Raw genomic sequence first — 26,857 nt, forward strand, 5'->3', positions numbered from 1 at the left:
TTATAATCTGGCTTTTCTTTGTGAAACATGGCCTTACCTCACAAACTGTTTTCTTTTAGTATACTCCTAAACAGAGCAAAAAGCTCTTAGAAATGTAATTCCAAGAGCTTTGTCTTCAGTCTGAACAGGTCTAGTAGACCTGTTTAATTGAGAAATAAAGCTTGTAAAACAAGGGTCAAAATGCTCCTGCTCCAGTGGACTTTGGCAGTCTGGGATAGACTGCCAAAGCCTGCCACCTAAAAACAAGAAAGTGGCAGAGGCCTGATCCTTAAAATAAGAGAGTGGGGAAAATCAAAATCGTGATTTTACCACGATTTACTGATTAAGTCCCACTCTCTTTCAAATATTAGTTTTTTACCATATGTTAGGATAAAAAGCTTATTTTACAAGGAATCGTAGAGTTTTTTGGCATTATCAACTGTAAAACCATACTCCTCAAAGATTTTGCCACCTGGTGCCGAAGCTCCCCAAGTATCAATGGTCAAGGTCTTGCCTGCTAGGCCGACATATTTACCCCAGCCCAAGCTCGCACCAGCTTCAATCGCCAAACGTTTGGTTACAGCCGCTGGGAGAACACTTTCTTTGTAGATGGCATCTTGTTCATCAAAAATATTTTGTGCCGGCATGGAAACCACACGCACGTGTTTGCCTTCAGCTTCTAGAGCTGCCTGTGTATCCAAAGCCAACTTCACTTCAGAACCTGTCGCAATGATGATACCATCCAAATCACCCTTGGCTTCTGACAGAACATAAGCCCCCTTGTTGATACCGTCTGCTGCCTTTTCTTTGGTACCCTCTAAGACAGGCAAGCCTTGACGGGTCAGAACCAACATGGTTGGACGGTCAGTTTCAGCCAAAGCTCGCTGCCAAGCAGCGTTGGTCTCGTTACCATCAGCTGGCCGGATCACATTGAGATTTGGCATGGAGCGGACACTAGCCAATTGTTCAACTGGCTCATGGGTAGGGCCATCTTCACCAACGGCAACTGAATCATGCGTCATCACATAGACAGTCGGCAGGTTTTGTAGGGCCGCCATCCGAACAGCAGGCAGGAGATAGTTTGAGAAGACAAAGAAAGTGCCGCCATAAACACGCGTACCGCCATGCAGAGCAATCCCATTCATAGCTGCCGCCATGGCAAATTCCCGTACACCAAACCAGATGTTCCGACCAGCATAGTTATCTGCCTGAAAATCAGTTTCAGCCTTAACCATGGTATTGTTAGAAGCCGATAAATCAGCCGAACCACCCCAGAAATTAGGAAGCTGCGCTGAGATTTGCTGAATTGCGGACTGACTAGAAACCCGGCTAGCCACTGCTGTACCAAGCTCATGAGCTTCCAGCTCAACGGACTCTGGCTGACCGGCAAAAGCTGCCTTATACTCAGCTGCCAGTTCTGGATAAGCTTTTTCATATTCACTGAACTTGGTAGCCCAAGCATTTTCAGCCGCTTCACCGCGGAATTGGATTCCAACTTCAAAGCGACGTTTAACCTCATCAGGTACAGTAAAGGCAGGATAATCATAGCCCCATGCTTTCTTAGCATAGTCAATACCTTCTTGTCCTAGCGGTGCCCCATGTACAGCTGACGTTCCTTGTTTTTCAGCACCGAACCCGATAACTGTTTTGACTTCAATGATTGATGGCTTATCCTTTTCAGCCTTAGCAGCTTCAATAGCAGTCGCGATAGCTTCAAGATCATTGCCATCTTCTACTAAAATATGCTGCCAGCCATAAGCTTCAAATTTGCCCTTAATATCATCCGTAAAAGTCATTGAAGTTGGGCCATCGAGAGAAATATCATTGGAATCGTAGAGCAAGATCAGCTTACCTAGTTTGAGGTGACCTGCCAAACTTGCTGCTTCCTGACTAACCCCTTCCATCAGGCAGCCATCACCATTAAGAGCATAGGTGTAATGATCAACAATATCAAAATCAGGCTTATTAAATTTAGCAGCTAGATGGGCTTCTGCCATAGCCATACCAACAGCGTTAGCAATCCCCTGACCGAGCGGACCGGTGGTCGCTTCAACACCATCGGTATGTCCCACTTCTGGGTGGCCTGGCGTCTTAGAACCCCATTGTCGGAAATTTTTCAGATCATCCATGCTGACATCATAACCGGATAAGTGCAAGAGACTGTAGAGTAGGGCGCTACCGTGACCAGCAGATAAAACAAAGCGGTCGCGATTGCTCCATGAACGGCTGGTCTTAGGATTAACATTCATCACGCGATTCCACAAAACATAAGCCATTGGTGCAGCACCCATTGGCAGACCAGGGTGACCTGAATTAGCAGCTTGGATAGCTTCAATCGACAGTGAACGGACGGTATTGACCGCCAATTGATCAATATTATCAAACGACATGACTGGAACGACCTTTCTATATAAAAAAGAATAAGAATCTATATCGTTATTGTATCATAAATAAATCAAATATTCTGAAAACGGTTGTAAAAAACTTCAAAAGGCTGCTATAGCACCAATCCTAGGATTGTTTTAGCCAATTCTTCCTCACTTGAAACAATCTTATCAGGTCTTAGGTCACCTTCAGAAAAAGAATTGTCCCTTCTGTTAAACCAGATCGATTTCCAGCCAGCCCCCTTGGCTCCTTTAACATCATTTTCAAAAGAATCCCCAATATAATAACATTGAGATAGGGGCAAAGAAATGGCATGATAAGCTAAAGCAAAAATAGCCTGATCAGGTTTTGCAACACCCACGTCTGACGAAATAATAATACGCTCCGATAAAAACCATTCTTGTAGGCCCAATTGTTTAATCTTTTGTTGCTGATGCCCTTTAGGACCATTTGTAATAACCCCAAGTGTGACACCACTTTCAGCTAACTGAGCCAGCATAGCTTTGATTTGAGGAGAGAGCGTAATCTTTTTTTGATAATTTTCATAATCTTTTTGAAATCTAAGCGCCTCTTCATCTGAAATACGATAGCCAAATTTCTTTAGAGCCTCTTTGATACGATAAATATGCATCTCTTGCATTGATATTTGCCCGTTTTCTGATAGTTCAAAAACAGTATCACTTAACCTTCGGCTGACTTTATACAAGCTTTCAATTGAAATATCAAAGGAAAAATTTTTACAAAAGGCACGCTGAAAAGGGACAGACTGATCATATAAAGTATCATCTACATCAAAATACAAAGCGAGCATGGTCTTACTTCCTTTTAAATAATTTCCAATCATTCAAAAACGTTTCAAGTCCGCTCTTAGTTAAAGGATGCTCCGTCATTTTTATAAACAAATTATCTGGAATAGTCGCTATATGAGCCCCCAATTTTGCTACTGATTCCACATGCTTGGTATTCCTAATACTAGCCGCAATAATCTCAGTTTTAAAATCGTAACGATCAATAATGGAGCGTAAATCAGCGATTAACTGATAGGCGTCGGCTCCGGTATCTTCTAAACGTCCGACAAAAGGACTAATAAAAGTTGCCCCCGCTTTCATAGCCATCAATCCTTGTGAAACTGTGAAAATCAGAGTAAGATTAGTTTTGATCTTCTCTTTGGACAAAACTTTAGCCGCTTTTAGTCCTTCTGCCGTCATCGGTATTTTAACAACCACATTAGGAGCCCACTGAGAGAGGGTCCTGGCTTCTAAAATCATGTCATCAGCTCTTATACTTGTGACTTCGGCACTTACTGGACCAGAAACGATACCACAAATTTCCTTAATAACTTCTTCAAAATCACGACCTTCTCGCGAAATAATAGTTGGATTGGTTGTGACACCATCAACAACACCAAGCTCATCAATTTGTTTGATCTGTTCAACATTCGCAGTATCTAGGAAAAACTTCATAATCTTCCCCCACTATTTTGACAAATTTCTAATACGGCTTGTTACACCTTTTAGATTGTAACATTCTGCATAGTCCCGTATTGGACGTTTAATATGATCGATAACATAGCGCTTGCCATCAATATCATGGGCCGATAAATTAGCATATAATTTATCAATCTCAGCCTTAACTTCATCATCATTAAAGGTATAGTGTCCCGCAATATCAAGAATCTCCTCTTGAAGCTCCTTATCACCTTTTAAGATTTCGTCAACAGTTAACTTTGTTTGATCCCCAACCATCCATTTTCTCCAACGTTCGCTCTTAATAGCATGAACAAGAAGAACTTCACGGGTATTAGAAGCTTCCTTAACTAGGCCATACTCAACTAATTTTGCTTCAACTTTAGCCAAATTCAAATAAGCGCGTGTTTCTTCTGTCCCGTATTGTGGCGCAACATTGGTAGCTGTCACATGAGAAGGAATATGTTCAAGAAGAGTGACATCGTCAAGGTAGTCTCCGTTATGTTCCTTCAATCCTACGCCGTACTTTTTGGCCATCTGTGATAGATCAACAGCATTTTTTAAGTTGAAGTGACCAACCTGTTCTGTTTTACGTGTTAGGGTCCCAGTTTGACCAACTATAAAGGTAGGCATCGGTAATTGGCGCTTATTCAATTCTTCGCGAAGCTGAATGATAAAAGTTTCATATGTTTCCGTAGAGGTCAAACCTCCATTTGTCTCTTCAGTACCAACCTCATAACCGATTTCTGGCAAATGGCGAACCTTTCGTTCTTGTTCGCAGAATTCAATAAGTTCAACTGTTCGTTTCAAAACAACATCAAGTGGGATGACCTTACCGATTTCAAATGGATCCTTAGTAGGATCAATCATCAGAAGATCAAAACCTGTTTCAATATCAGCTATATATGATTTTTTACCAAGTTCCATAGCTTCATCAACGGGAAGATGATCATTACGCTCTTTATCTCGCTGCCATGGTCCACCATGATCACGGCAAAGATAATAAAGATTGTCATATTTTATTTCCTCAGCTACTTCGGCCACTGCTTGAGCAAATGTAAACTGATTCCAGCCATTAACATAGCCTCCTCCCAGCGCATCTGCATCTACCTGATTACGACTAGCAATAAACATAACCGGGTAGTCATCTTCCTGTGAGAGTTCAAGAGTCGCCTGTACACAATTCTTTGACATTGGGCCAACTCCTAAAATTGTGGCACTATCACCAGTAGCTTGTAAGTCTAAAAGTCCTTGAACAACTGTTTTAATAGGTAATTTATCCATTTTTCTTCTCCGTTTCTTCTAAATTGGGTTTCACAAAATGTAAGATAAGAACTGATACCAAAGTTCCAATCAACATAGCAAGCACATACCAAAGCTTCCCATTGACAACAGGTAAAATGATAAGGCCACCGTGAGGCACTAAAGCTTCAACACCATTGACCATTCCAAGAGCACCTCCTACAGCGCTCCCCGCAATAATAGCAGGTAAAACACGCTTAATGTCTTTAATAGCAAAAGGAATGGCACCTTCAGTGATACCAATTACTCCCATGAACAAGGCAGAAATACCAAGATCTTTATCCTCAGCTGTATATTTTTTACGATCGACAATAGTTGAGATCGCCAAAGCCAAGGGTGGAATGGCCACTGCTATGCGGTGAGCACCATTGGGTGCGTACACACCTTCTGCCATAAGAGCGAGGGTGAAAGCAGTCGCTGTCTTATTGATTGGTCCGCCCATATCCACTGCTGTCATGGCGCCAAGGATTAGCCCAAGGATAAGGGCACTGCCCCCCTGAAGACTACTTAAAGTATCAACCAGCCAATCCATTGCTATACCTATAGGCACTGAAACAATGTAGATATAAATCATCCCCAATACAAAGGTTGTAATAACGGGAACAATCAAAATGGGCATAATAGTTTTTATCGTACTTGGTACCTTCCACGTTTTACACCATTTGACAAAATAACCCGAAGCTACCCCCATTAGCATAGCTCCTAAGAATCCCGTTTGGACCTGTTCCGACCCGATAGGATTATTAGCCACATAACCTAGGATCATAGCCGGAGCTAGACCAGGCTTTCCCGCAATAGAATAAGCAATATAGCCTGATAAAATCGGAATCATCATGGCAAAACCTGCACTACCTAGATCATTGAGATTCTTCATAAATTGATTAGACACTTCTATCCCAGAATCTCCGGTTTTCCCTGTCCCAAGAGCAATAGCTAAGAAAATACCGCCTACGACTACCGCAGGTAACATGTAGGACACCCCAGTATTAAAAGCTTTTTGTAAGTCCTTCCACAATTTGTTTTCTTTACTCATACTAGCCTCCTCCTAGTACTTTTATAGTTTTTCTGCGGTATCAAGCGCTTCAGCAGGATGTTTAATGACCTCACTTGGATCAATATTAAGAACTTTCCCCTTATCCTCCTTTTCTTCAAAACGTTCCAGTCCATCAATCCCAATAGCTACTGCCAAAATAACAACATCAGCATTGGCTACGTCATCCTGATCAAGTTCGTTTTCTATCCCCATACTGCCTTGCGTCTCAACCTTGACATCATAACCACGTTTTCTACACTCTTTTTCAATAGCCTCTTGAGCCATATAGGTATGAGCGACACCTGTTGGACAAGCTGTTACGGCCACAACTTTCATATGGACCACCTCCTTAAATATCAATAGATGTTAATTGCTTATATACATTTTCCAATGTATCTTGCTCAAGCAACCGATTTCTAAATTCCTCATCCAATAACCTTTTACTCAGCTGAGAGATAAATCTTAAGTGAAGCTTGCCTGCCTCAGATTCAGGCACTCCAATCAAGAAAACTAATCTGACTGGCTCATCTCCCCAATGGATCATGTGCTTTAAACGCATAAAGGCAATAAAGGGAGAGGTGACTGCACTGGTTTTCCCGTGCGGGATTGCAACAAGATAACCAATCGCTGTTGCGACTTCTCTTTCTCGCTCTTGAACAGCTGTCAAAAAGCTGTCTCGGTTATCAATATAACCATGTTTTTTTGCCTGAGTACTAATATAATCTAAAACCTGATATGGTTTTTGAAAATCATCATCTAAAAAGATTAGATTTTTACTGACAACATCTTTTAAAGATGCTTGAATTTCACTCATTTTAATGTCCTCCCTGCAAATGTTTCAATAATTTAGATGACTGATTCTCATGCCGAATTAATTTTAATAATTTGGGATTATCAATAATGTTATAAATATCAGTCAAGATTCCCCTTGTTAGTATAAGATCATCTTTACACACGCAAATCATAAAAATAATATCTACTTGATACTTATCCCACCTAATTTTTTTCTTATTTCGCAGCAGGAAAATCTGGGTTTGTTTAATATGTTGAGGGTTTCCGTGAGGAATAGCGACACCAACAGGTAAATCCGTAGCACCTAATTGCTCTCTATGAAATAAATCCCCAATAAATTCTGGAGCTACGTATCCCTTCTCTACCAGATAACGACCAAACTCTTTAAAAAGGCCCTTTCGGTCTTCAAAAGCTGTATTCAATAGAATGCTGTCTTCTGATAACTTTCCAAATAGATGATGAAACTGACTAACAGCCTGACTGTAGGGAAGAAGGCTTGGCGTATACCCCGCTCCCTTAATTCTTTCAATATCATTTTTTGTTAAAAAGGGTGAGACGAAGATAATATTCTTATCAGGAATGTCCAAATGCACCGTGGAGATGACAAAATCATAGACAGTAATATCAAGAAACTCCAATTCTGCTACAGAAGATAGTTCAATCGTATCTATAGAAGGTAAAGCCTTCTTGATTCTATTGACTAGCAATTCCGATGTGGCAATCCCCATCTGGCAGACAACTAAAATTCTTTTGTTGATTTTGGCTCGCTCAATAGCCGATTGGAAGTAAGTTGTCAAAAAAGCAATTTCATTTTCATTAAAAACAACCTGATAATCACTTTCAATCTCAACAATCACCATCGAAATAAGATTAAACATCAAAGAGAATTCTCGTTTAATCTGAGAAGTAAATGGGTTTTCCACTGTCATATTAGACTGCAGGCGGTACATCATGGCCGGAATGTGATCCTTTAACTGTTTGACTAGTTTTTCATCGCTTAAAAAATCGATTTTTAGGCTATCGGTCATTCTTTGCAATAATCTATCTGCAAACTCCGCAAACTGCGAACCGCCTGTTACTCCTTCAAAACGATTTAAAACTAAATGTTTAGAAAAGAATTGCTTATCCTCGCTCGTAAAATGAATCCCCAGTCTCAGTGTCACCTTATCTAAAATAGCCTCTGCACTGTCTTCAAAAAATTTTTCGGATACTTTGTTGGGATTGTCCGCTGCCAAGTGATGATTATCCTCACTGCTGCGGTAAGTTAAGATAATAAAGATACTCAAAACATTTTGAACATAGTGATCAGATATAACGTTTGAGTACTTCCTGATATAGGAATAGAAAATATTTTTACAAGTTTTTACAATGTCATCGCCATAGTAGATGGACAAAATATCAATATTTTTATGCAGCATGTCGTCTGCATAAATTTCAGCATGTGACATGACAAAGCGATTAAACTGAAGCATAGCCGTTTGAAAATCAGCTTCTGTACCCTGTAACTTGGTACCATGGCGATTGCTGGTCAAAGAAACTGCCGAGTCTGCACCTAAAACTGACATAATAAATTCAAAATCTTTGACAATAGAACTTTTACTGACAAAAAATAGATCAGACAGGTATTGATAAGTAAGATATTTATTATCAAAAAGCAGACATCGCATGATTTCCATACGGCGTTCCAAGACATCACTAACATCAGGCGAAATAGTCTCACTTTTTCGGTCAAAACTTTTTTCCAGATTATCTTTTATAGTGATTCCGACACCGCGTTTTTTCTCTAGATGCCTTCCTTCTTGTTCAAGATAATTCGAAACAGCTTGCAACTCTGAATGGATTGTCCGCTTGGATAAGCCACAATTATTAGCAATTGTTTCGATTGTTACGTATTCCCTGCCGTCTTCAATATAGTGGAGAATATCTTCTTGACGCTTATTTAACACCTTATCCCTCCTTTCTAGCTCTCGATTGTTTACGCTTACATTATATAGAGAAAAATTACCTTTGAAAATAACATCTTCTTGCAACAAGTTTCTATTAGCTATGTAATGTTGCTGCAAAATCATAACCTTAATAATCACTATAAAGAGCAGCTCTAAAAACTCACTTTTTAGATATCCTAACTAGTCAAAATACTGGTAAATTGCCATTCTAAACTTCCCCTTACCCGTACGCGAGGTTCATCTATAAAGACTGCTAATTCCACCATCCTTAGCATGAGTAGAAGCCTCTTACCTAAGAAAATTCTTAGTCAAATCCTGTCGGTCTCCAATACAGCCTTTATTCAAAAACAACAATCTAGTCTGAGACTTTCTATGAATATCCTCGGGTCCTTACTGCTAAAATTGCTCAAACATGGCGTTTAGTGCACACAAAAAACCATCTGAGTGCTGAAACTGCAAAATTTCCTACACTCAGATGGGGCATACAATCTAGGATTTACTTAACTTAATAACATTGGATTGGCCAGCCTAAAACCAGCCATGTTTACTTGAACGTCTTTTGAAGCAAGTCATAAATTTCTTCCTGAGACCTTAATCCCTTCAGCTTATTGATGAGTGTTTGATTTGAAAGGAGCTTGAGCAGGTCTTTCATGACCTGCAGATGACTCTCATTATCCACAGCGGCAAGAAAAATAATCAGGTTAATCTGACCAAAAGTCGTCTCAAGTGGCTTCGGCAATGCAGCTAAACCTACCCCTATAGCATTAACACCATTAGGATAGGCATGGGGCAATAACACTTCTGGAGCGATTAAAAAATTTTGCAAGTTTTGATCCAGATTTTCTAAAACCTGATTAGTGTAACTCACCTCAATGACATTTTTTTCCACTAATGGCTGAGCCACCATTTCAACTGCCTCATGCAAACTGGATACATTTTCAAGAACAAGGACAAACTCCTTTTTTAATACATCACTTAAACCTAATTTTTCGGAAGGACGCTTGCTATCTCTCGATTGAGGAGAAAGGTATTGAGACAGTTCCTGCCGCAAAGATGAGTTGTTTTGAATAATCGTATATTTTTCGATAATCGCCATCAAGTCGTCTACATTAGGCAGCTTAAAATAAGAATTTCCTACAGTCTCATAAACCCGTCTGACTAGACGGTACTCTTCATCGCTAGTCATAACAGGATTAACAATAAAAACAGGCTTATGCATTTGATAAATCGAAAGGTTACTAGCTGTAGAAAAAATAATATCAAAATCATCATCAGCCATTGTCATCATTTTCTCCATAGTCATCGGCCCCAGCAAATCTATTTCGGTAAATAAATGGTCTAATTCTTCAAACAGGATAGCCGAACTGCCTACACCATTCGTACAAACAACCAACGCTCTGACTGATCGATGAGGACCCCTTTGCTGGTTCTTCGTCAAGATGGAGGCAAAGTGCATCGTCAAAAAGGCTAATTCTTCATCTGGAACCACAAACATTTTTAGACCTTCTGTCTCTTGCAAAGCCTTTTCAACGAGATAAAAAATACTAGGGTACTCCGACTTTACCTTATCAACTAATATATTATTGATGGGTAGATGAAACAGTAGGCGGTAATAAGTTGGCCTTAAATGGCTATAAATTTGCCCTACGATATCGTACCCTTCCGTAAAGTAAATTCCAGATAAGGTCTTAAAATGAGTGACCATTGCCTCTGTTAGTTTTAAAATTTTTGCCCTATCTGGTGAGGCACAATTAATATCGCCTACTGATTCTCCCAAAACTAAGGCGGATAAAAATGAACTTTCTTTGCTACTATTTATGTTCAGACTTTTTAGCAAGGCTTGAACAAAATGGTATTCCTCAAAATCTGAGAGCTCAATCTCTGAAAAATCGGTTCCTTGATAGAATCCCCCTCTTAAACGATTTAAAATTAAAACAATAAAATAGGCTAGCTCAACCATCCGACTTTCTACTAGACGGAGATGATAGGACTGCTTCAATAAACGGATTTTTTGGACAAGCGTTTCAACATTTTCAGTCTTAAATCTTGACATGTAGACATCGTAGATAATACTATTATCCTCTTCAATATCTTTTGTTAACCATTCAAAAAGCAGGTTCCTCAACACTAATTCATCACCCAAAAGATGGTAGCCTTTATCCCTAGAATAGGCTAGAGTGATACCCTTGACCTTTAAACACTTTTCCAAATTTTTCAAATCAGCCAGAGCAGTTGTCTTGCTAACCCGTAAGTCATCCACAATATCTGCTAAGGAAATATAGTCCAAATCAACGGCAACTAGCATCAAATAAAGAAACTTCTGCCTCTCTTCAGTGTTCATAATATAATTCTTCGTTTGAGAGGTAGTAAGCAGTTGTGACAGAAAATCCAACTGCCTATCTGTGAGTTCGAGCTCCCGTCCTAGATAAGAAATCGGTGAAATTTGATTTTCTCGAAAGAGTTCATTTAAGCGATCGAGTACGTATGTAATTTGCCGACGCGACAAGCCTAAATAATTTTCTAAAACAGCTAGGCTGCTTCGTCTCTCCCTGATAAAAAAATTAGCCAGATCTCTTAACCGCTTATCAAGCATACTTGTCCTCCAACCTTTGGTGCAAATCAATCATTAGTACTAGTCAGTATATATAATCATTCTAACCTACTGATACCTTATTTCGAAATCAAAAACTACCGCCCGAATTGGTTAGGACGATAGTTGACTTATTTATTCACCGCTGACAGATCTTACCTTCCTTCCCAAAAGAAAACTAGCCATGATAACAAGTAGTACAAAAGCAACAATGCTAGCTACTAAAACCACAGGACCGGCTTGACCCAACGTACCTAAAATCCATCCTGGAATTAAGTAGTCCGTATCGGCAAAGGTTGAAGCCGCCAATTTTAAAGAGCCTAGCAGTGGCAATATAAACAAAGGAAGCCAGCTCAAGAGCACACCGTTGACTGCCGAGCCTAAGACAGCTCCTCGGCGACCTCCTGTAGCATTCCCATAGATGCCCGCTGCTGCTCCACAGAAGAAGTGTCCGACAACCCCCGGAATAATCACTGTCGTGTGAAGAGCAATCATGACAAACATCGATAGGGTACCCACGATAAAGCTAACGAAGAAGCCAATCAGCACAGCATTGGGAGCATATGAGAAAATGATCGGAACATCCAAGGCTGGCTTAGAATCAGGAACCCACTTTTTAGCGATCCCTTGAAAGGCTGGAACAATCTCAGCCAAAACCATCCGAACACCTTGAAGAACAACAACAAAGCCAGCTGTAAAAGTTCCGGCTTGAACAAGAGCAAAGACGATAGCACTGGTTCCATCACTTAATTTATTTTCCACATAACCAAGACCTGTAAAGAAGGTTAAAACTAAATAAACCAAGCTCATTAGAATCATAATAGAAACGGTCGAGTCCCTCAAAAAACCAAACGATGATGGAACATTTAAATCCTCTGTTGACTTTGTTTCATCACCAAAAAATTTTCCAATCCAGCCAGAGACTGCATAGCCAATATTGCCAGTGTGCCCCATTGCTACCTTATCATTGCCAGTTATCTTTCTCATGAATGGCTGACAAAGGGCTGGTGTAATCGTTAAAAGTGTCCCTTCAAAAATGCCGCCTAAAATAATCATCAGAGGACTGGTCTTCATACCAGAGCTAATCAGAATAACGGCGGTAATACAGGAAACATACATCATTGCTTGTCCTGTCAAAAAGATATATTTAAATCTTGTAAAGCGGGCTAATAATATATTGACGATCATCCCTACCAGCATAATCAGGGCAGTCTGGCTGCCATAATCTTTTAAGGCAATAGCCACAACAGCTTCATTACTCGGAACGACTCCTTGAGCTTGAAGAGCAACTTGAAACATTTTCGCGAAAGGTTCCAATGCTGATTGAAGAATGCCAGCTCCGCCTGTCAGAACAAGGAAACCGACAGCTGTTTTAATCGTTCCCGAAACAACATCAGAAATCTTTTTCTTCTGCAAAATCAAACCAATCAGAGCAATCAGCGCAACAAGAATCGCCGGCTGCGTAACAATCGAAACAAATAAATTCAGGATACTTTCCATAACCGAGACCCTCCTTTAATCTCCAGAATTAACTGTGCGCAATCCCATTATCGTCTAAGAGCTGCAAAACTTTTTCTTTAATTTCGTCAGCATCAATAATAGAATCCAGAGGAATTATTTTTTCATCTGATAGATTATTTAAAGCTGGTACCAGTGTTTTTTCCGCAAAGAAATAATCTGCCATATCTCCACTGATACTACCAGAATCGGCATGATCAACCTGAAAATCATTCCTATCAACCCCAGCTGCTTCTAAAGCTGCTTCAATATTCATTTGAACCATAAAACTAGTTCCTAAACCACTTTGGCATACAGCATAAATTTTCATGATCCTTCCTCCATCTTTATAATAGCAATAAATTCCTGACTAGTTTTGGCCTCTTTTAACCGCTTCAAGGTCTGTTTATTGGACAAAAGTTTCGTTAAAGAGGACAAAGCTTCTAAGTGCTTGTCATTATCACTAGCCGCTAAACAAAAAAGTAAATCCACTTTTTGCTGTTCATCATTCAATAAAAACACCGGCTCTTGCAATTTTAAAACGGACATTCCAAAATCCTTGACACCTTCCTCCGGTCGAGCATGTGGGAGAGCCACTCCCTGCCCCAAATTAATAAAAGGACCAAACTCTTTTACCTTATTGACCATGGCCTCAATGTAAACTTCGTCAATTTTACCTTGATCAAGCAGCGGCTGGGCAGACAACCTTATAGCATCTTCCCAAGATATTTTTTTATCAGAAAAGCGTACACAATCCCGGGTTAAGAATCGCGATATCATACGGGCCTCCTTCCTTATTTCCTTGTTACCATCATTATAAGCAAGAAATATAAGCGTTTCAATGTTTTTTAGGTACAACTTCTGTCACGGCCGCTAACAAAAAGTGCACCAAAAAAGCCGCTAAGTTGCCTAGCGACTTTATAACTTTTATTTGGCATAATCAATGGCACGCAGTTCACGGATAACTGTTACCTTGATATTGCCGGGGTAATCCAAATTATCTTCAATTTTTTTACGAACCTTGTGAGCCAAAATAGTTACCTGATCATCAGAAATTTTCTGAGGCTGTACCATGATACGGATCTCACGACCCGCCTGCAGAGCAAAACTATTCTGAACACCATCGAAACCGGAAGCAATCTCTTCCAGATCGCGCAGACGCTTGATATAATTCTCAATAGATTCATTACGAGCTCCCGGACGCGCTGAACTGAGAGCGTCAGCCGCCGCAACCAGAACAGCAATGACGCTCTCTGGCTCTACATCACCATGGTGGCTAGCAATCGTATTAACGACTACAGGGTGCTCCTTATACTTACGAGCAAATTCTGTACCGATTTCAACGTGGCTGCCTTCAACATCGCGGTCGAGCGCCTTCCCCATATCGTGGAGAAAACCTGCCCTGCGGGCTAAAGCAACATTTTCGCCAACCTCACCAGCTAAAATACCTGCTAGTTTACCGACCTCAACCGAGTGACGCAAAACGTTTTGGCCATAAGACGTCCGATACTGCAAGCGACCCATAATCTTAATCAAATCGGGATGAAGATTAGGAGCACCAATTTCGTAAGCAGCTGCTTCACCAGCCTCACGAATGCGATTGTCAATTTCCTGTCGGTTCTTTTCAACCAATTCCTCAATGCGAGCTGGATGAATACGACCGTCTTGAATCAAGGCTTCCAGAGTCATGCGGGCAATCTCACGGCGGATGGGATCAAAACCGGAAAGGACAACAACCTCTGGCGTGTCATCAATGATGATATCAATCCCAGTTAAGCTTTCTAAAGTACGGATATTACGCCCCTCGCGTCCAATAATCCGCCCCTTCATACTGTCATCAGGTAAATGAACAGTCGTAATGGTCTGCTCGGTAACGTAATCACCAGCCAAGCGCTGCATGGCCTGAGCCAACAAGTTCTTGGCCCTCTTATCGACCGTTCGCTTGACCTCGTCATCAGCATACTTAATCCGATTGGCGATGTCCTGACTCAAATCACTTTCAGTCTCTGTCAAAATAACATCACGCGCCTCAGCAATAGTCATGTTGGCAACTCGTTGCAACTCGGCATGTTTTTCTTCTTCTAACTGTGCGATCTTTGCTTCTCGCTCATCAATGTGTTTAGATTTATCAGAAAGACTTTGTTCTTTACTATCAAGTGTTTTTTCCTTACTTGATAAATTCTCATCTTTACGATCAAGACTTGAAGCACGTTCGGTTAAACGCGTCTCCATCTGCTTCAATTCTTGTTTTTCAGACTTAAATTCTTTATCAACTTCTTCGCGATATTTTCTGGCGTCTTCCTTAGCCTCAAGAAGCATCTCCTTACGCTCAGCCTTCATATCTAACTCAGCCGTCTTTTTGATATGGACAGCATCATCTTGAGCCTTTTCCCGAATCGTAACCGCTTCTTGTTCAGCATTTAAAAGCGCTAGTTCTGCAGCTTCACGGTCAGCTTTTGTCTTAGCAACCATGGCTCCATAACCGATACCTAAACCAATGAGGATAGCAACAATCACTAAAATAATATCTAGCATGTTTCACCTCAAATCTAATACCCTTTTTACCAAAAGGCTAACTTTAAGTCTAGCATATTTTAAAGAATATCTCAATTATATTTCTTACATGACAAATCCCCGACACGCTGCATTTTACAGAACAGTTATCATTTGTTTTTATTTATTCCTAACATTTATGGTATGATAAGACTAGTAAAACTTTTGAAAGGGAGGTTTACCTATGCCAAAAGATGTTGTAGTAGAAAGTTTTGAATTGGATCATACCATAGTCAAAGCACCTTACGTCCGCTTGATTTCTGAAGAACAAGGCCCTGTCGGAGACATCATTACCAACTTCGACCTCCGTCTAGTTCAGCCTAACGAAAATGCTATTGATACAGCAGGCCTTCACACTATTGAACACCTGCTAGCTAAACTCATTCGCCAGCGCGTTGATGGCCTTATTGATTGTTCGCCTTTTGGCTGCAGAACAGGATTTCATATGATTTTTTGGGGTAAGCAAAATCCGACAGAAATCGCGAAAGCTGTCAAGTCCAGTCTTGAAGAGATTGTTAGCAGCATTACTTGGAACGACGTTCCAGGAACAACTATTGAGTCCTGCGGAAACTATAAAGACCACAGCCTGCATTCGGCTAAGGAGTGGGCTAAACTGATCCTTTCCCAAGGGATCTCAGACAATGCTTTTGAACGCCATATTGTTTAAATCATAAAAATCCGGGCTGAGCAAGAACGAGTCCATAATAAAAACCACACAATTTTTTCTCATCTTGATTCGTTTCAAGTTAAGAATGATTGTGTGATTTTTATATTTTTAAACAGTTCCTGCCCAGCTTATTTTTTATGTCTTAAAAATCTGTCGGACGTCCGGAAGCATTTCCGAAGAAGTAACCCGTCTTACAATTGATAGAAAAGAGATAAGTTCCATCTGACTTATACATATTATAGTAGCCATTACCATTAATGATATTAACTGGCTCCAAAATATAATCATCACCAGAGAAATACCCACGTGACTGCGATGTCGAAACCACCTTCTCCAAGATGCCATCGCCAAAGACCCAAGCAGAATTATTAACATCTTGAACCTTTGCAGCATCATAAGGAACACGGCTTCGATCTCTTTGCAGGGTACCTGGATCATAATTGGTAATTCCTGCTTGACGAATATTCCCCCCAGATGGAATCGCACCAGTATTAGCGGATGAACCAGCATTGGTATCTCCACCAGCGTTATCAGAGTTATCAGAGTTATCATCCGATGACGCTTCATTACTTGATGACGATTTATCTGTTTCTTGTTGCGCTTTTCCCTTAGAAATAGCTTCTTGAATCAGCTTATCCAGAGTCGCATTACCTGTTTTCAGGGTATCATCTGTCAACTTATCAAAGTCAGCGTCTTTTTTAGCCTTAGCATCGCTAACTAACTTACCATCTACAATAACGGCTTTTTCAAAGAGTTTATTTACTGTCTGAATAGCTGTAATCTGTTTGTTCAAACTATTATAATCCCTTTTAGCTGTCTTGTAATAACTAGTACCATCCAGCTTTTTCAAACTAGTATTAAGATCAGACAACTTAGAAAATTGACTATTTTTAAGCTGCGTTCGCTTTTTATCAATGAAGAAAGCCTTATACAATTTTTCAAAAGCTTGGTAATCAGACGTCCCAGATTTTGCTGACTTAGAAGGAGCCTTCGATGAAACAGTCGTCCGCGATTGCTTTGTCCAGTGGTTGATACCAAAACCAACCCCCAAAATCAAGACTAGAAGTGCGACTAAACTCCCAATAATCAGAGACCTATGCTTTTTTGAAGGAGCAAGATTATCTACCGCCTTTTCATCTTCTGCGACACTTTCAACAGGTGAGGACGGCTCCTCTTCCTCAATAGCCAGATCAATATCAGATTTTAAGTTATCATTCTTAACAGGCGCAAAAACACGGGTTTCATCAACAAATTCATCTTCAGTTTGACTTTCACTGCCTTCCTGCGATGTTTCAGATGCTTCTGGAGTTTCCTCATCCTTAGCTAATAAGCCTTGATTAGCCAATTCTTCCCTTTGTTTTTGGATGAAACTATCCAAAGATGACGTATCAATATTTTCAAAGTCAGACGTCTGCGTCTCATATTTTTCAGCTACCACTTGATCGCGGTGCTGCTTAATATATTTATCAAGGACGCCATCATCATCAGTAACACCCGCTTCAATTTCCTTATGCTTGCGCAAGGCTTCCTGAACAGTTAAATCTTTAGCATCTTCAAAATCCAGCTTCCCGTTTTCATTTTCCTTAGCCATAAAAGTCCTCTCTACATTTCTGATCGTTTGACACGCTGACCAAAGTACTGATATAAATCAACCCGTAAGGTTCCATTGTAAAGTTTGCGCTTCTTATCAGCAGGTCGCCCATACTTACTTTCAAATGCTTCATCGCTCGTCAAAATAAATTTACTCCACGTTTTGAGCGATTCAAAGCTTTTACCCATCTCATTATACAAGATGTCCACCGCTTTGTCATCCAGCAGTCGCTCTCCATAAGGCGGATTTGAAATGATGACACCATTGATTTTATCTGTTTTTAGGTCTTGCAGGCGCATTTGTTTCAATTTGATAACATCTGCAAGGCCAGCCTCTAAGGCGTTATTTTTAGCAACTTCAATCATGCGGGAGTCAATATCTGTCCCCATAATATCCAATTCTATATCGTAGTTAGCCTTACTGTCAGCTTCCTCACGGACAGCCTCAACCAGCTCTTTATCAACCCAGGGCCAAGCTTCAAAGGCAAAATCCCGATTAAATCCTGGTGCAATATTCATGCCAATCATTGCGGCTTCAATACAAAAAGTCCCAGAGCCGCAGGTTGGATCGACAAAAGGTTTATCAGGATACCAATTGGACAACATAATAATCGCTGCCGCCATATTTTCCTTAATAGGAGCCCCACCTTTATCAGTCCTATAACCACGCTTAAAAAGACTTTCGCCTGTCGTATCAATCATGACCATAGCCTTATCCTTACGAATCGCTATTTCAATCGCAAAAGTTGCTCCAGTTTCCTGCAAAGGGACACTGTCTGGACGGTGAAAATGCTGCTGCAATTTCTTTACAATAGCCTTTTTAGTAACAGCTTGAACACTGGGTTCATTATGCAGTTTTGAGCGTACGCATTTCGCTTTGGTAACAGGAAAGGCGGCATCTAAAGGTAGATAATTTTCCCAATCGAGAGCAAAAACGCCCTGAAAAAGCTCTTCAAACGTTCGTACCGGGAATTCCCCAACGACAATTTTAATACGGTCAGCTGCTCGAAGCCAGAGGTTTGTTTCCGCGATTGTGCGGATATCTCCTTGCAAGCGCACCCTACCATTTTCGACCTGACAGTCAAGTCCTAAATCTCTAATTTCACGTCCGACCACAGCCTCTAGACCAGCCGCTGCTGTTGCTAGTAAATTAAATTTTTGTTTCATCCTTACTCATTTCCATGCAGAAAAAGGAAGGCTCAACTTCTCTATCTCCTTATGGACTTCCTACTATAAAATAAAAGCTAGCCTGAGCTAGCTCTAAAACCTATTATGCAATTTTCTATAAGCCATGTTTTGTTCCAGAGACACTAGGTGCTGCCCCCTTCGATAATCATCTGTCTACTGTTTGTACAGTCGGGATAGTCCGTTCGTTTTCCAGCTATCCCATGCCCCGACCAAAATTTGGGTTGCTAGCTTGAGGGGTTTACCGCGTTCCACCTCTTGCGTTTCCGCAAGAGCTCCGTCACTGTGGCACTTTCAGGATCAGAGAGCTTATCACAGGACTTAGCTCTCCTTATCCGCCGTAATGTCAATTAAACATCCCTAGGCTTATGAATTCACCTAGCACAAACACTACTGGCATCACAGCCAGTGCTAGCATGGACTTTCCTCATGCTGCTCTTGGCAACATGCGATTATCCAAAAATTGCATACTGACTCTCGGTTAGTCCGCAAGCTGCTTGCCGAAGACCTCTTTTTCTAAGCGACTAACACGCTTCAAAAGATCGATATTACTAGCCTGAGCAGAAGCTACACTAGCCGTACGCACACCGTCACTACCATAAGAAGGGGCTACACTGCTAGGCTGAGAAGCTGCCTTTTTAACGTCAGCCTTGAGTTTTTCATTTTCCTTACGCAAGGCTGAGATCTGAGCCGCATAGGTCTCATAATCTTTGATGACATCATCCAAAAACTCATCAACTTCATTCTTGTCGTAACCACGCATGCTAGTTTTAAAATCTTGTTCGTAAATGTCCTTAGGACTAAAAATAATACTTGCCATTCTATTCTCCATACCTATCTGTAATTCTTGTCAGGGCCAAGCCCTAGCAAATAATAATTATACAGACAAAAATATCAAAAATCAAGTCTTTACCACTCGTCATCTGATAAAATTTCATTCAGTTTTTCAAAGGTTAAGAAGTCAACAGAATAATGTGGATTTGAGGTCATTTGGCTAATAAAATATTTCAAATTCGTTTCGGCTTCTGGATCGTAAAAAACATAGGCACTGTCCGTATTATCGATCAAAAATTGCTGATAATGCCTGAATTGACTGGGATTGTCATATTCCTCATAACAGTATTTAACAAAATCTGCCTGCTTAAAATGGGCAAGCTTATTTTGATTAGACTCATTCCAATTTTGCCCATGCGTCTGAAAGGGAAATACAACAGCGGTTTGGAAACCATACTCTCCCTTTAGCGACCTTGCAACCTCAAAAGCCCAAAGCTCAAATCCTAAATTACCAGTAAAAATCAGCCAATCCAAACCTTCCTCACAGTAACGTCGGATAGCTTTTTCTATGACCTTTTTAATAATAGCTACCTTGGGATCCTTGTCCTTAAATATTCCTAATTCAAAATTTTTATAACCCGTTATGAGAATCGACGTCATAGACTGTATTCCTTTTTTAATTTATGGTATAATGGGATGGCTTATGGAAATAAGTCCATTTAAGTTAGGAGAAATATGGTTAAGTACCCACATAACCTTATTCGAAGACCCTCTCCAAAGATAGGACAGTCGCAGAAAAAAATCGACTTTGCCAATCGGGGGATGTCTTTCGAAGCAGCTATCAACAAAACAAACGAATATTATTTGTCACATCATATGGCTGTCATTCACAAAAAACCAACACCGGTCCAAATTGTCAAGGTAGACTATCCTAAACGTAGCCGCGCCAAGATTGTAGAGGCCTATTTTAGGCAAGCTTCTACAACAGATTACTCTGGTGTTTACAAAGGACATTATATCGATTTTGAAGCTAAGGAAACCCGCCAGAAGACAGCAATGCCCATGAAAAATTTCCATGCGCATCAGGTTGAACACATGGAGCAGGTCCTCGGCCAAAGCGGTATCTGCTTTGTTCTCTTACATTTTTCCAGCTTAAAAGAGACCTACCTCTTACCCGCAAGAGCGCTGATTGATTTCTATCAGATTGATAAAGGGGGCAAATCTATGCCTCTTCATTATATCAAAAAAAACGGCATTAGAATTGAAGAGAGTGCCTATCCGCAAGTTCCTTATTTAGATGTTATTGACTATCATTTTCTGAACGGAAGTAAAAACTTATGAAAAATTTTAATTTCAAATCTCCTGATTGGAAGGGCATGGGTAACAAACTATCCGACCGCTTCAAATCATTTCGACAAAGTACCGGCGAGCACGGACAAAAGTTAACTCCCAAGCAGAGGGCTTGGAAATTCTTCAAATATTTCTTGGCTGTTTTGGCCTCCCTCATGATTGTCGGTTTGATTGCTGGCGGCCTTTTATTTGCTTATTATGTCAGCAGCTCGCCTAGTCTTAATGAGAAGCAGCTGGTGGCTACAAATTCGAGTATTCTTTATGATAAGAATGGTACTGAAATCGCTGACTTGGGTGCAGAAAAGCGTATCAGTGCCAAGACAGATTCTATCCCAGTCAACTTGGTTAATGCTGTTACGGCCATCGAAGACCACCGCTTCTACAAACACCGTGGAGTTGATGTCTACCGGATTATTGGGGCTGCTTGGCACAACCTGACGCGTTCTAGCACGCAAGGGGGATCTACTCTTGATCAGCAGCTGATCAAGTTAGCCTATTTTTCAACCAATAACTCCGATAAAACTTTAAAGCGTAAAGCGCAAGAGGCCTGGCTGGCCATTCAATTAGAGAAAAAATACAGTAAAGAAGAAATCATGACCTTCTATGTCAATAAGGTCTATATGGGCAATGGTTATTACGGCATGCAGACAGCAGCCCAAGGGTATTACGGCAAAACCTTGACGGATTTGTCTATCCCCCAGCTGGCTCTCTTAGCTGGACTTCCAAATGCCCCAACCCTTTACGATCCTTATACCAACCCTGAGCAAGCTAAAAAACGGCGCGATACCGTCCTTTCAGAAATGTACGAAGTTGGCAGCATTGATAAGAAAACTTACGACGATGCTGTAGCAACCGACGTAGCTGATGGACTAATCCCGCAAACTGAGAAATCAAGCTACGATGCCTACCTTGATAACTACATCAAAGAGGTTGTCGCTCAAGTTTCTGAAAAGACTGGAGCTGATGTTTACAGTGCAGGCCTGAAAGTCTACACCAACGTCGACTCAGCAGCTCAACAACAATTGTTCAATATTGTTAATTCTGATGACTACGTACCCTATCCTGATGATCAAATGCAGGTAGCAACAACTGTTATTGATGTCACTAATGGTAATGTTATTGCCCAAATTGGAGTCCGCCATCAGGATGACGGAGTTTCTATGGGGACCAACCAAGCCACTCTGACTGACCGTGACTGGGGTTCAACCATGAAACCTATTACTGATTATGCCCCTGCTCTCGAAAACGGAGTTTACAACTCAACAGGAGATCCAGTAACCGATGCTCCTTACAGCTTCCCTGGTACTTCAACTCCTGTTTATAACTGGGACAGAAAATACATGGGTGGTATGTCAATTCAGACTGCTATCCAGCAGTCACGTAATGTCCCAGCTGTTAAATCCTTAGCAGCCGTTGGACTAGAAAAGGCCCAAAGCTTCCTCAGTGGCCTGGGCATCAATTACCCAGAACTGCAGTACTCCAATGCTATCTCAAGCAATACCAGCAGTTCTGATAAAAAATATGGTGCTAGCTCTGAAAAAATGGCCGCAGCTTATGCAGCCTTTGCCAACGGTGGTACCTATTATGAGCCTCTTTATATTAATAAAGTAGAATTTAGTAACGGTACAGATCAAACATTCTCATCTTCTGGTAAGCAGGCTATGTCTCCAGAAACTGCTTATATGATGGTAGATATGCTGAAATCCGTCTTAGCTTCTGGGACAGGCACTAAAGCTGCTGTTTCAGGTGCCTTCAACGCTGGTAAGACTGGGACATCTAACTATGCTGATGATGAACTAACCCAAGTAGAAGCCAATACGGGTCTCTACAATAGTTCAGTCGGCACCATGGCTCCAGATGAGTCCTTCGTCGGTATTACACCAATGTACTCAATGGCTGTTTGGACAGGCTATAAGAGCCGTCTAACTCCTGTTTATGGTACAGGACTTGATGTCGCAGCTGAGGTTTATCAGGCTATGAGTAGTTACCTTCTTCAATCTAATGGTAGTGGTTCTACAGATTGGACGATGCCTGACGGCGTATATCGCAAGGGCTCTTATCTAGCTAAGAGCGGTTATAGTGCAAATTATAGTTACAGCAGTAGTTCATCATCATCTGCTTACGGTGCATCAAGCAGTTCGGATAGCCAAATTCAAGATTCTAATGGCAGCGGCAATAGCCAACCTGGTGCCTCCTCTGCTAATGGACAGGATGACCAAGATGACGAGCCCGATGAAGATGATAGTGAATAATTCAACAAGTCAAAAGAACTTCGGATCAAAATTCCGAAGTTCTTTTTCTGTAGTGTGGCACTCGGCTATAATATAAAAGGTGGTCACTGCATCAAAAAGAGCCTGGGACAAAAGGCCAGACCCGATAGCATTATTCTAGATTTACCAGATCGAGGCGCAGTGGTTGGGAGTAAGACTTGTTGGCTATGCCAAGAAGTCTTACTCCTGCACAGTTCATCAGGTGCTTTAGCACTAATAAACCACTGCTGATTGGCGATCCTTATCTTGGGGTGCAGTCCTATTTTTAGACGCCTCCTTAAACAGTCCACTAGACTGTTTAACGACCACGCAAGTGATACCCTCCAACAGTTCGGGAAACTGTTGGAGGGTATCCAATTCTATGAAGGTTAGTTCATGTCAATCCCTGAGCAACTTTTTAACTGGCTTCAATATGAACAGGGTACTTATATTTCTAGCAATCGCGATTGCCCCTATTTAGGCTTCTTTTCCATTATAGACAAAACGAATATGGGGATAATCGTGTTCTAAATCCTTACCTTGCATAAAAGCCTTAGCTTCCTTACGCACCTGAGTAAGATCAATACCCTGAGCCTGTGCTCCGAAAACACAGCCGCAATAACACTGTCTATAGATGTCATATTCCTCACACATTTCAACAGAACGTTGGTAACCGCTATTCTTCTTAAAATCGCTTGGTAAATACTGAGCATCATAAATTTTTTGGACCTCGAGGCCCACAGCATTGATGGTTTGTGAGTTTTTATGCGGACTGATGGTTAAGGCACTGCCAAAGTAGTCAAAATCCAATTCCACAGCTTTTTGCGCTGTCTTATCAAGGCGATAATCATAGCAAACACGGCAGCGATCACCACCTTCCGGCTCATCTTCCAAACCATGAACAGTTCTGAAAAATTCACTCGGCTCATACGGCGCTGCTAAAAATTCCACCTGAGCCCCAGTATTTTCATTAAAGTCATGAACAAATTTCTGTGTTACATAGCTACGGCGTTCATATTCAGCCTTGGGGTGAATATTAGAATTGGCAAAATAAATAGTTACATCGCAGTACTGGGTTATGTACTCAAGAGTGTAAGTACTGCAGGGAGCACAGCAAACATGCATCAAAACACGTGGGCGTGTTTGTTCCGATTGCCATTTTTTAACCATTTGCTGCATCACACGATCATAATTTACCTTCTGATTAGGGTTCATTCGAGATAAGATATCTTCTACATCAATCATGGTCGTCCTCCTCGTAGTCAAGATACAAAGTCTTAAGTCCTCCAAAAGAATTTAGGAAATGAAAACGATTCACTAAAAATAAGAGCATTTGCCGAATTCCGCTAGAGTATGGGCGTGTTCATCTCCTAATCTCCCCTTAAGTATAGCATAGGAAATCCCAAAAAACGCAACGGTATTGGCGAAAAACCCTCTTAGTTAGTGCAATGGCTGGCAAGTTCAACAGACTGATAAAAATCTGCGGTATAACAAATTAAGAATTACTAAGATGATGTCAACAATAATAATTCTTTATGTAAAGCTACTATCAGCGACCTGTTTTAAGCTTCTTGGAAAGTCTGACTATTTAGATGCCAGAGCTCCCATCGGATCCCAAGGTGCCAAGATAATGGGGTCTGCCTCATAGGCCGCCAGTTCTTCCTGAGTTAAAAAGTCCTTACGAACAACAATTTGGTAGGTATATTCATCCATCCAGTCATCAGAGGCTACAAAATAACCATCTTTACCGACTTTGTCCCCCCAAGAATTCTCAACTTTCCATCTAATTGGTTGACCTTGTTCATCTAAGTCAACACCAGTCAATACCATCGCGTGAGTCATGAGGCTTTCACTATAATCCAAGCGACTAGCCTTATCTTGCGTCAGAGCGATATCTAACGCAGTCTCAAAATCATAAAGCTTAGCCGCCATAACACCCGACTGACGATTACTGGACTGACCAACATCTGACCCGAACCAAACAGTTTCTCCTGCCTGCATCTGAGCAATCGCTAATTCTTTAAATCGTTTCATATCGAGATTAAGATAACGCACGGGGCGGCTGCCAACAACATTACCAAGCAATTCAACAGTATAGGATTTACCATAGGGTTTATCTGTCGTTGGTGCATTAATAATAGACACATAGTCCTCCAATTTCAAGCCTACATACTTTTCATAGAAGGCCTGAGGACTAATTTGACTATCCTTGTGATAGTGATTGTCCTCATCGCGATAAGCAAAATCAAAGTGACGAGGAGGCAGTCCCAGATTAACCGCCAAGAAATTAAAGACCTCTTGCAGCAACTCTGCCTTCTTGTCCTGAACAGTCTTATCACCGGCACCAGAAGCCACTAACTCTCGCAAAATTTGAGCGTCCTGCCGTAGAAGTTTATTCAAATACTGGTTTAACTCCCGACTACTACTAGATGAAACAGATTCCGGATAAACAGATTTTGGAACAACCCCATATTTTTCAAAGAGAGCTACAACCATATCCCATTGGCCGCCATCTTGCTGAGGAACATCCAGTAGAAACTTCACTTTGCGACTCCCCAACTCCTGATCAGCCGTTGCAATAATCTGCTCTAAAAACCAATTGGATTTCTCATATTTATCCCAGAAAAAAGTGTGAGCTTGTGATAATTCAAAATTTTCCAGTTTAAACTCAGAAATTAATTTGTGACGAAAGGTATTGAGGGCGGCAAACATCCAGCATCGTCCCGACTGCTTTTGATTAGACACCTCATCCTCAGTTAGATCAATAGAAAAGGAGAAATCGTGGCGGCTTGCAAGCTGACGATCTTCTAAACTTTTTAGCAAACCAGCGTGAGTAATAGCATTTTCAAGTGCGCGATATTTAGCATTGGCTTGATAATTCTCAAATAATTTATCTGTAAAAGCTTGATCAATTTTTGACATAGGGTACTTCCTTCTAATTTACTCTTCTACACTTCATTATAATACTTGTCTGAGAATTTGCAAATTGTGATAAAACCAGAAAAAAATAGAGAACAACGAATACTGTAAAACTAATAAACATGACTGCAGTAGCATTTTTAAATCATTGATAAACGTGATATAATGACAATGTACTATATTTAAGGAGACATCTAGACCTATGATGAATATGCAAAACTCCTTACACAGTTATTTAAATTTTGGAATCGTTCAAAACATTGATTTAACAGGGGTCTAAATTCTAACAATTTATAATAAATAAGCTAAGATTTTCAAAAGTGGTCACTTTTTGGACACTAACTTACTAGCATTTTGAAGTACAAATTGAATATTTTCATTCCTCTAAAAAGTCGAAACAGCAAAGTCTTTTCGATTGAGCAGAGGAATCTAAAAGGCAGGTCATTGAACCTGCCTTTCAGACCGAAGACAAACTTCTTTTTGGGAGTTTGTCTTTTTTTAAAAATTCTCTAGAAAAATATGGCCTGAGGTGACAATAACTAAGGTATTTACTTGAATTTGGTCAAAATAAAAAGGCCTT

General features: G+C 40.7%; 22 protein-coding genes and 1 other RNA gene. 3 read left to right on the forward strand and 20 right to left on the reverse strand.

The window, feature by feature from the left end:
* Positions 1-383 precede the first annotated feature (383 nt).
* From tkt to AC4HAL_RS10240, 13 genes are all read right to left on the reverse strand, one after another.
* The gene (gene tkt, locus AC4HAL_RS10180) at positions 384-2,369 is read right to left on the reverse strand and encodes a transketolase (protein WP_491094069.1); all 1,986 of its coding nucleotides are present in this window, start codon (positions 2,367-2,369) and stop codon (positions 384-386) included.
* A gap of 107 nt (positions 2,370-2,476) precedes the next feature.
* The gene (locus AC4HAL_RS10185) at positions 2,477-3,175 is read right to left on the reverse strand and encodes an HAD family hydrolase (RefSeq protein WP_491094070.1); all 699 of its coding nucleotides are present in this window, start codon (positions 3,173-3,175) and stop codon (positions 2,477-2,479) included.
* 4 nt (positions 3,176-3,179) lie between these two features.
* On the reverse strand, positions 3,180-3,827 hold the full coding sequence (gene fsa, locus AC4HAL_RS10190) for a fructose-6-phosphate aldolase (RefSeq protein ID WP_491094071.1): 648 nt from the start codon (positions 3,825-3,827) through the stop codon (positions 3,180-3,182).
* 12 nt (positions 3,828-3,839) lie between these two features.
* Entirely contained in the window at positions 3,840-5,114 is a 1,275-nt protein-coding gene (locus AC4HAL_RS10195) for a class II D-tagatose-bisphosphate aldolase non-catalytic subunit (protein WP_491094072.1), read from the reverse strand.
* The gene (locus AC4HAL_RS10200) at positions 5,107-6,165 is read right to left on the reverse strand and encodes a PTS fructose transporter subunit IIC (RefSeq protein WP_447451836.1); all 1,059 of its coding nucleotides are present in this window, start codon (positions 6,163-6,165) and stop codon (positions 5,107-5,109) included. The genes AC4HAL_RS10195 and AC4HAL_RS10200 overlap by 8 nt, the downstream gene beginning before the upstream one ends.
* Positions 6,166-6,186: 21 nt before the next feature.
* Positions 6,187-6,501 carry a PTS fructose transporter subunit IIB gene (locus tag AC4HAL_RS10205; RefSeq protein ID WP_447451835.1) on the reverse strand — a complete coding sequence of 105 codons (315 nt, stop codon included), beginning with the start codon at positions 6,499-6,501 and terminating at the stop codon, positions 6,187-6,189.
* A gap of 13 nt (positions 6,502-6,514) precedes the next feature.
* Positions 6,515-6,979 carry a PTS sugar transporter subunit IIA gene (locus AC4HAL_RS10210; RefSeq protein WP_447451834.1) on the reverse strand — a complete coding sequence of 155 codons (465 nt, stop codon included), beginning with the start codon at positions 6,977-6,979 and terminating at the stop codon, positions 6,515-6,517.
* Position 6,980: 1 nt separating this feature from the next.
* Entirely contained in the window at positions 6,981-8,903 is a 1,923-nt protein-coding gene (locus tag AC4HAL_RS10215; protein ID WP_491094073.1) for a BglG family transcription antiterminator, read from the reverse strand.
* A 544-nt stretch (positions 8,904-9,447) separates the two neighbouring features.
* A complete protein-coding gene (locus AC4HAL_RS10220) occupies positions 9,448-11,496 on the reverse strand; it encodes a BglG family transcription antiterminator (RefSeq protein WP_491094074.1) in 2,049 nt (682 codons plus the stop codon).
* Positions 11,497-11,628: 132 nt separating this feature from the next.
* The gene (ulaA, locus tag AC4HAL_RS10225) at positions 11,629-12,993 is read right to left on the reverse strand and encodes a PTS ascorbate transporter subunit IIC (protein WP_491094075.1); all 1,365 of its coding nucleotides are present in this window, start codon (positions 12,991-12,993) and stop codon (positions 11,629-11,631) included.
* Positions 12,994-13,021: 28 nt separating this feature from the next.
* Positions 13,022-13,321, reverse strand: coding sequence for a PTS sugar transporter subunit IIB (locus AC4HAL_RS10230; RefSeq protein WP_491094076.1), 300 nt, complete (start codon positions 13,319-13,321; stop codon positions 13,022-13,024).
* On the reverse strand, positions 13,318-13,770 hold the full coding sequence (locus AC4HAL_RS10235; RefSeq protein WP_491094077.1) for a PTS sugar transporter subunit IIA: 453 nt from the start codon (positions 13,768-13,770) through the stop codon (positions 13,318-13,320). Before AC4HAL_RS10235 ends, AC4HAL_RS10230 begins: the two co-directional genes overlap by 4 nt.
* 147 nt (positions 13,771-13,917) lie before the next feature.
* Positions 13,918-15,525, reverse strand: a complete 1,608-nt coding sequence (locus AC4HAL_RS10240; protein WP_491094078.1) for a ribonuclease Y — start codon at positions 15,523-15,525, stop codon at positions 13,918-13,920.
* Between the two features lie 202 nt (positions 15,526-15,727).
* Here AC4HAL_RS10240 and AC4HAL_RS10245 point away from each other — a divergent pair, with 202 nt between their 5' ends.
* The gene (locus AC4HAL_RS10245; protein WP_491094079.1) at positions 15,728-16,210 is read left to right on the forward strand and encodes an S-ribosylhomocysteine lyase; all 483 of its coding nucleotides are present in this window, start codon (positions 15,728-15,730) and stop codon (positions 16,208-16,210) included.
* A 142-nt stretch (positions 16,211-16,352) separates the two neighbouring features.
* On the opposite strand, the gene AC4HAL_RS10250 is transcribed toward AC4HAL_RS10245, so the two are convergent.
* The 5 genes from AC4HAL_RS10250 to AC4HAL_RS10270 all read right to left on the reverse strand — a co-directional run bounded on the left by AC4HAL_RS10250 (position 16,353) and on the right by AC4HAL_RS10270 (position 20,419).
* Positions 16,353-17,801: a cell division site-positioning protein MapZ family protein gene (locus tag AC4HAL_RS10250; RefSeq protein ID WP_491094080.1), complete on the reverse strand. Its 1,449-nt coding sequence runs from the start codon at positions 17,799-17,801 to the stop codon at positions 16,353-16,355.
* 11 nt (positions 17,802-17,812) lie between these two features.
* Complete coding sequence (locus AC4HAL_RS10255) at positions 17,813-18,967, reverse strand: THUMP domain-containing class I SAM-dependent RNA methyltransferase (protein WP_447451825.1); 1,155 nt, start codon at positions 18,965-18,967, stop codon at positions 17,813-17,815.
* Between the two features lie 113 nt (positions 18,968-19,080).
* An RNA gene (gene rnpB, locus AC4HAL_RS10260) (RNase P RNA component class B) lies at positions 19,081-19,449 on the reverse strand.
* A gap of 17 nt (positions 19,450-19,466) precedes the next feature.
* The gene (gpsB, locus tag AC4HAL_RS10265; RefSeq protein ID WP_491094081.1) at positions 19,467-19,805 is read right to left on the reverse strand and encodes a cell division regulator GpsB; all 339 of its coding nucleotides are present in this window, start codon (positions 19,803-19,805) and stop codon (positions 19,467-19,469) included.
* Positions 19,806-19,894: 89 nt separating this feature from the next.
* Positions 19,895-20,419 carry an SLOG family protein gene (locus AC4HAL_RS10270; protein ID WP_491094082.1) on the reverse strand — a complete coding sequence of 175 codons (525 nt, stop codon included), beginning with the start codon at positions 20,417-20,419 and terminating at the stop codon, positions 19,895-19,897.
* A gap of 75 nt (positions 20,420-20,494) precedes the next feature.
* On the opposite strand from AC4HAL_RS10270, the gene recU reads away from it, so the two are divergent.
* Complete coding sequence (gene recU, locus AC4HAL_RS10275; RefSeq protein WP_447451822.1) at positions 20,495-21,100, forward strand: Holliday junction resolvase RecU; 606 nt, start codon at positions 20,495-20,497, stop codon at positions 21,098-21,100.
* Entirely contained in the window at positions 21,097-23,361 is a 2,265-nt protein-coding gene (gene pbp1a / locus AC4HAL_RS10280; RefSeq protein ID WP_447451821.1) for a penicillin-binding protein PBP1A, read from the forward strand. The genes recU and pbp1a overlap by 4 nt, the downstream gene beginning before the upstream one ends.
* Positions 23,362-23,835: 474 nt before the next feature.
* On the opposite strand, the gene AC4HAL_RS10285 is transcribed toward pbp1a, so the two are convergent.
* Positions 23,836-24,603, reverse strand: a complete 768-nt coding sequence (locus tag AC4HAL_RS10285; protein WP_447451820.1) for an epoxyqueuosine reductase QueH — start codon at positions 24,601-24,603, stop codon at positions 23,836-23,838.
* Between the two features lie 339 nt (positions 24,604-24,942).
* Entirely contained in the window at positions 24,943-26,280 is a 1,338-nt protein-coding gene (gene pepC / locus AC4HAL_RS10290) for an aminopeptidase C (protein WP_491094083.1), read from the reverse strand.
* Between the last annotated feature and the right edge of the window lie 577 nt (positions 26,281-26,857).

This window comes from Streptococcus sp. ELY_125, from assembly GCF_058314535.1.

What these genes read in the sequence shown, in the direction of transcription:
- tkt (WP_491094069.1), bottom strand. Translation starts at nt 2,369, where the DNA reads ATGTCGTTTGATAATATTGATCAATTGGCGGTCAATACCGTCCGTTCA.
- AC4HAL_RS10185 (WP_491094070.1), bottom strand. Translation starts at nt 3,175, where the DNA reads ATGCTCGCTTTGTATTTTGATGTAGATGATACTTTATATGATCAGTCT.
- fsa (WP_491094071.1), bottom strand. Translation starts at nt 3,827, where the DNA reads ATGAAGTTTTTCCTAGATACTGCGAATGTTGAACAGATCAAACAAATT.
- AC4HAL_RS10195 (WP_491094072.1), bottom strand. Translation starts at nt 5,114, where the DNA reads ATGGATAAATTACCTATTAAAACAGTTGTTCAAGGACTTTTAGACTTA.
- AC4HAL_RS10200 (WP_447451836.1), bottom strand. Translation starts at nt 6,165, where the DNA reads ATGAGTAAAGAAAACAAATTGTGGAAGGACTTACAAAAAGCTTTTAAT.
- AC4HAL_RS10205 (WP_447451835.1), bottom strand. Translation starts at nt 6,501, where the DNA reads ATGAAAGTTGTGGCCGTAACAGCTTGTCCAACAGGTGTCGCTCATACC.
- AC4HAL_RS10210 (WP_447451834.1), bottom strand. Translation starts at nt 6,979, where the DNA reads ATGAGTGAAATTCAAGCATCTTTAAAAGATGTTGTCAGTAAAAATCTA.
- AC4HAL_RS10220 (WP_491094074.1), bottom strand. Translation starts at nt 11,496, where the DNA reads ATGCTTGATAAGCGGTTAAGAGATCTGGCTAATTTTTTTATCAGGGAG.
- ulaA (WP_491094075.1), bottom strand. Translation starts at nt 12,993, where the DNA reads ATGGAAAGTATCCTGAATTTATTTGTTTCGATTGTTACGCAGCCGGCG.
- AC4HAL_RS10230 (WP_491094076.1), bottom strand. Translation starts at nt 13,321, where the DNA reads ATGAAAATTTATGCTGTATGCCAAAGTGGTTTAGGAACTAGTTTTATG.
- AC4HAL_RS10235 (WP_491094077.1), bottom strand. Translation starts at nt 13,770, where the DNA reads ATGATATCGCGATTCTTAACCCGGGATTGTGTACGCTTTTCTGATAAA.
- AC4HAL_RS10240 (WP_491094078.1), bottom strand. Translation starts at nt 15,525, where the DNA reads ATGCTAGATATTATTTTAGTGATTGTTGCTATCCTCATTGGTTTAGGT.
- AC4HAL_RS10245 (WP_491094079.1), top strand. Translation starts at nt 15,728, where the DNA reads ATGCCAAAAGATGTTGTAGTAGAAAGTTTTGAATTGGATCATACCATA.
- AC4HAL_RS10250 (WP_491094080.1), bottom strand. Translation starts at nt 17,801, where the DNA reads ATGGCTAAGGAAAATGAAAACGGGAAGCTGGATTTTGAAGATGCTAAA.
- AC4HAL_RS10255 (WP_447451825.1), bottom strand. Translation starts at nt 18,967, where the DNA reads ATGAAACAAAAATTTAATTTACTAGCAACAGCAGCGGCTGGTCTAGAG.
- gpsB (WP_491094081.1), bottom strand. Translation starts at nt 19,805, where the DNA reads ATGGCAAGTATTATTTTTAGTCCTAAGGACATTTACGAACAAGATTTT.
- AC4HAL_RS10270 (WP_491094082.1), bottom strand. Translation starts at nt 20,419, where the DNA reads ATGACGTCGATTCTCATAACGGGTTATAAAAATTTTGAATTAGGAATA.
- recU (WP_447451822.1), top strand. Translation starts at nt 20,495, where the DNA reads ATGGTTAAGTACCCACATAACCTTATTCGAAGACCCTCTCCAAAGATA.
- pbp1a (WP_447451821.1), top strand. Translation starts at nt 21,097, where the DNA reads ATGAAAAATTTTAATTTCAAATCTCCTGATTGGAAGGGCATGGGTAAC.
- AC4HAL_RS10285 (WP_447451820.1), bottom strand. Translation starts at nt 24,603, where the DNA reads ATGATTGATGTAGAAGATATCTTATCTCGAATGAACCCTAATCAGAAG.
- pepC (WP_491094083.1), bottom strand. Translation starts at nt 26,280, where the DNA reads ATGTCAAAAATTGATCAAGCTTTTACAGATAAATTATTTGAGAATTAT.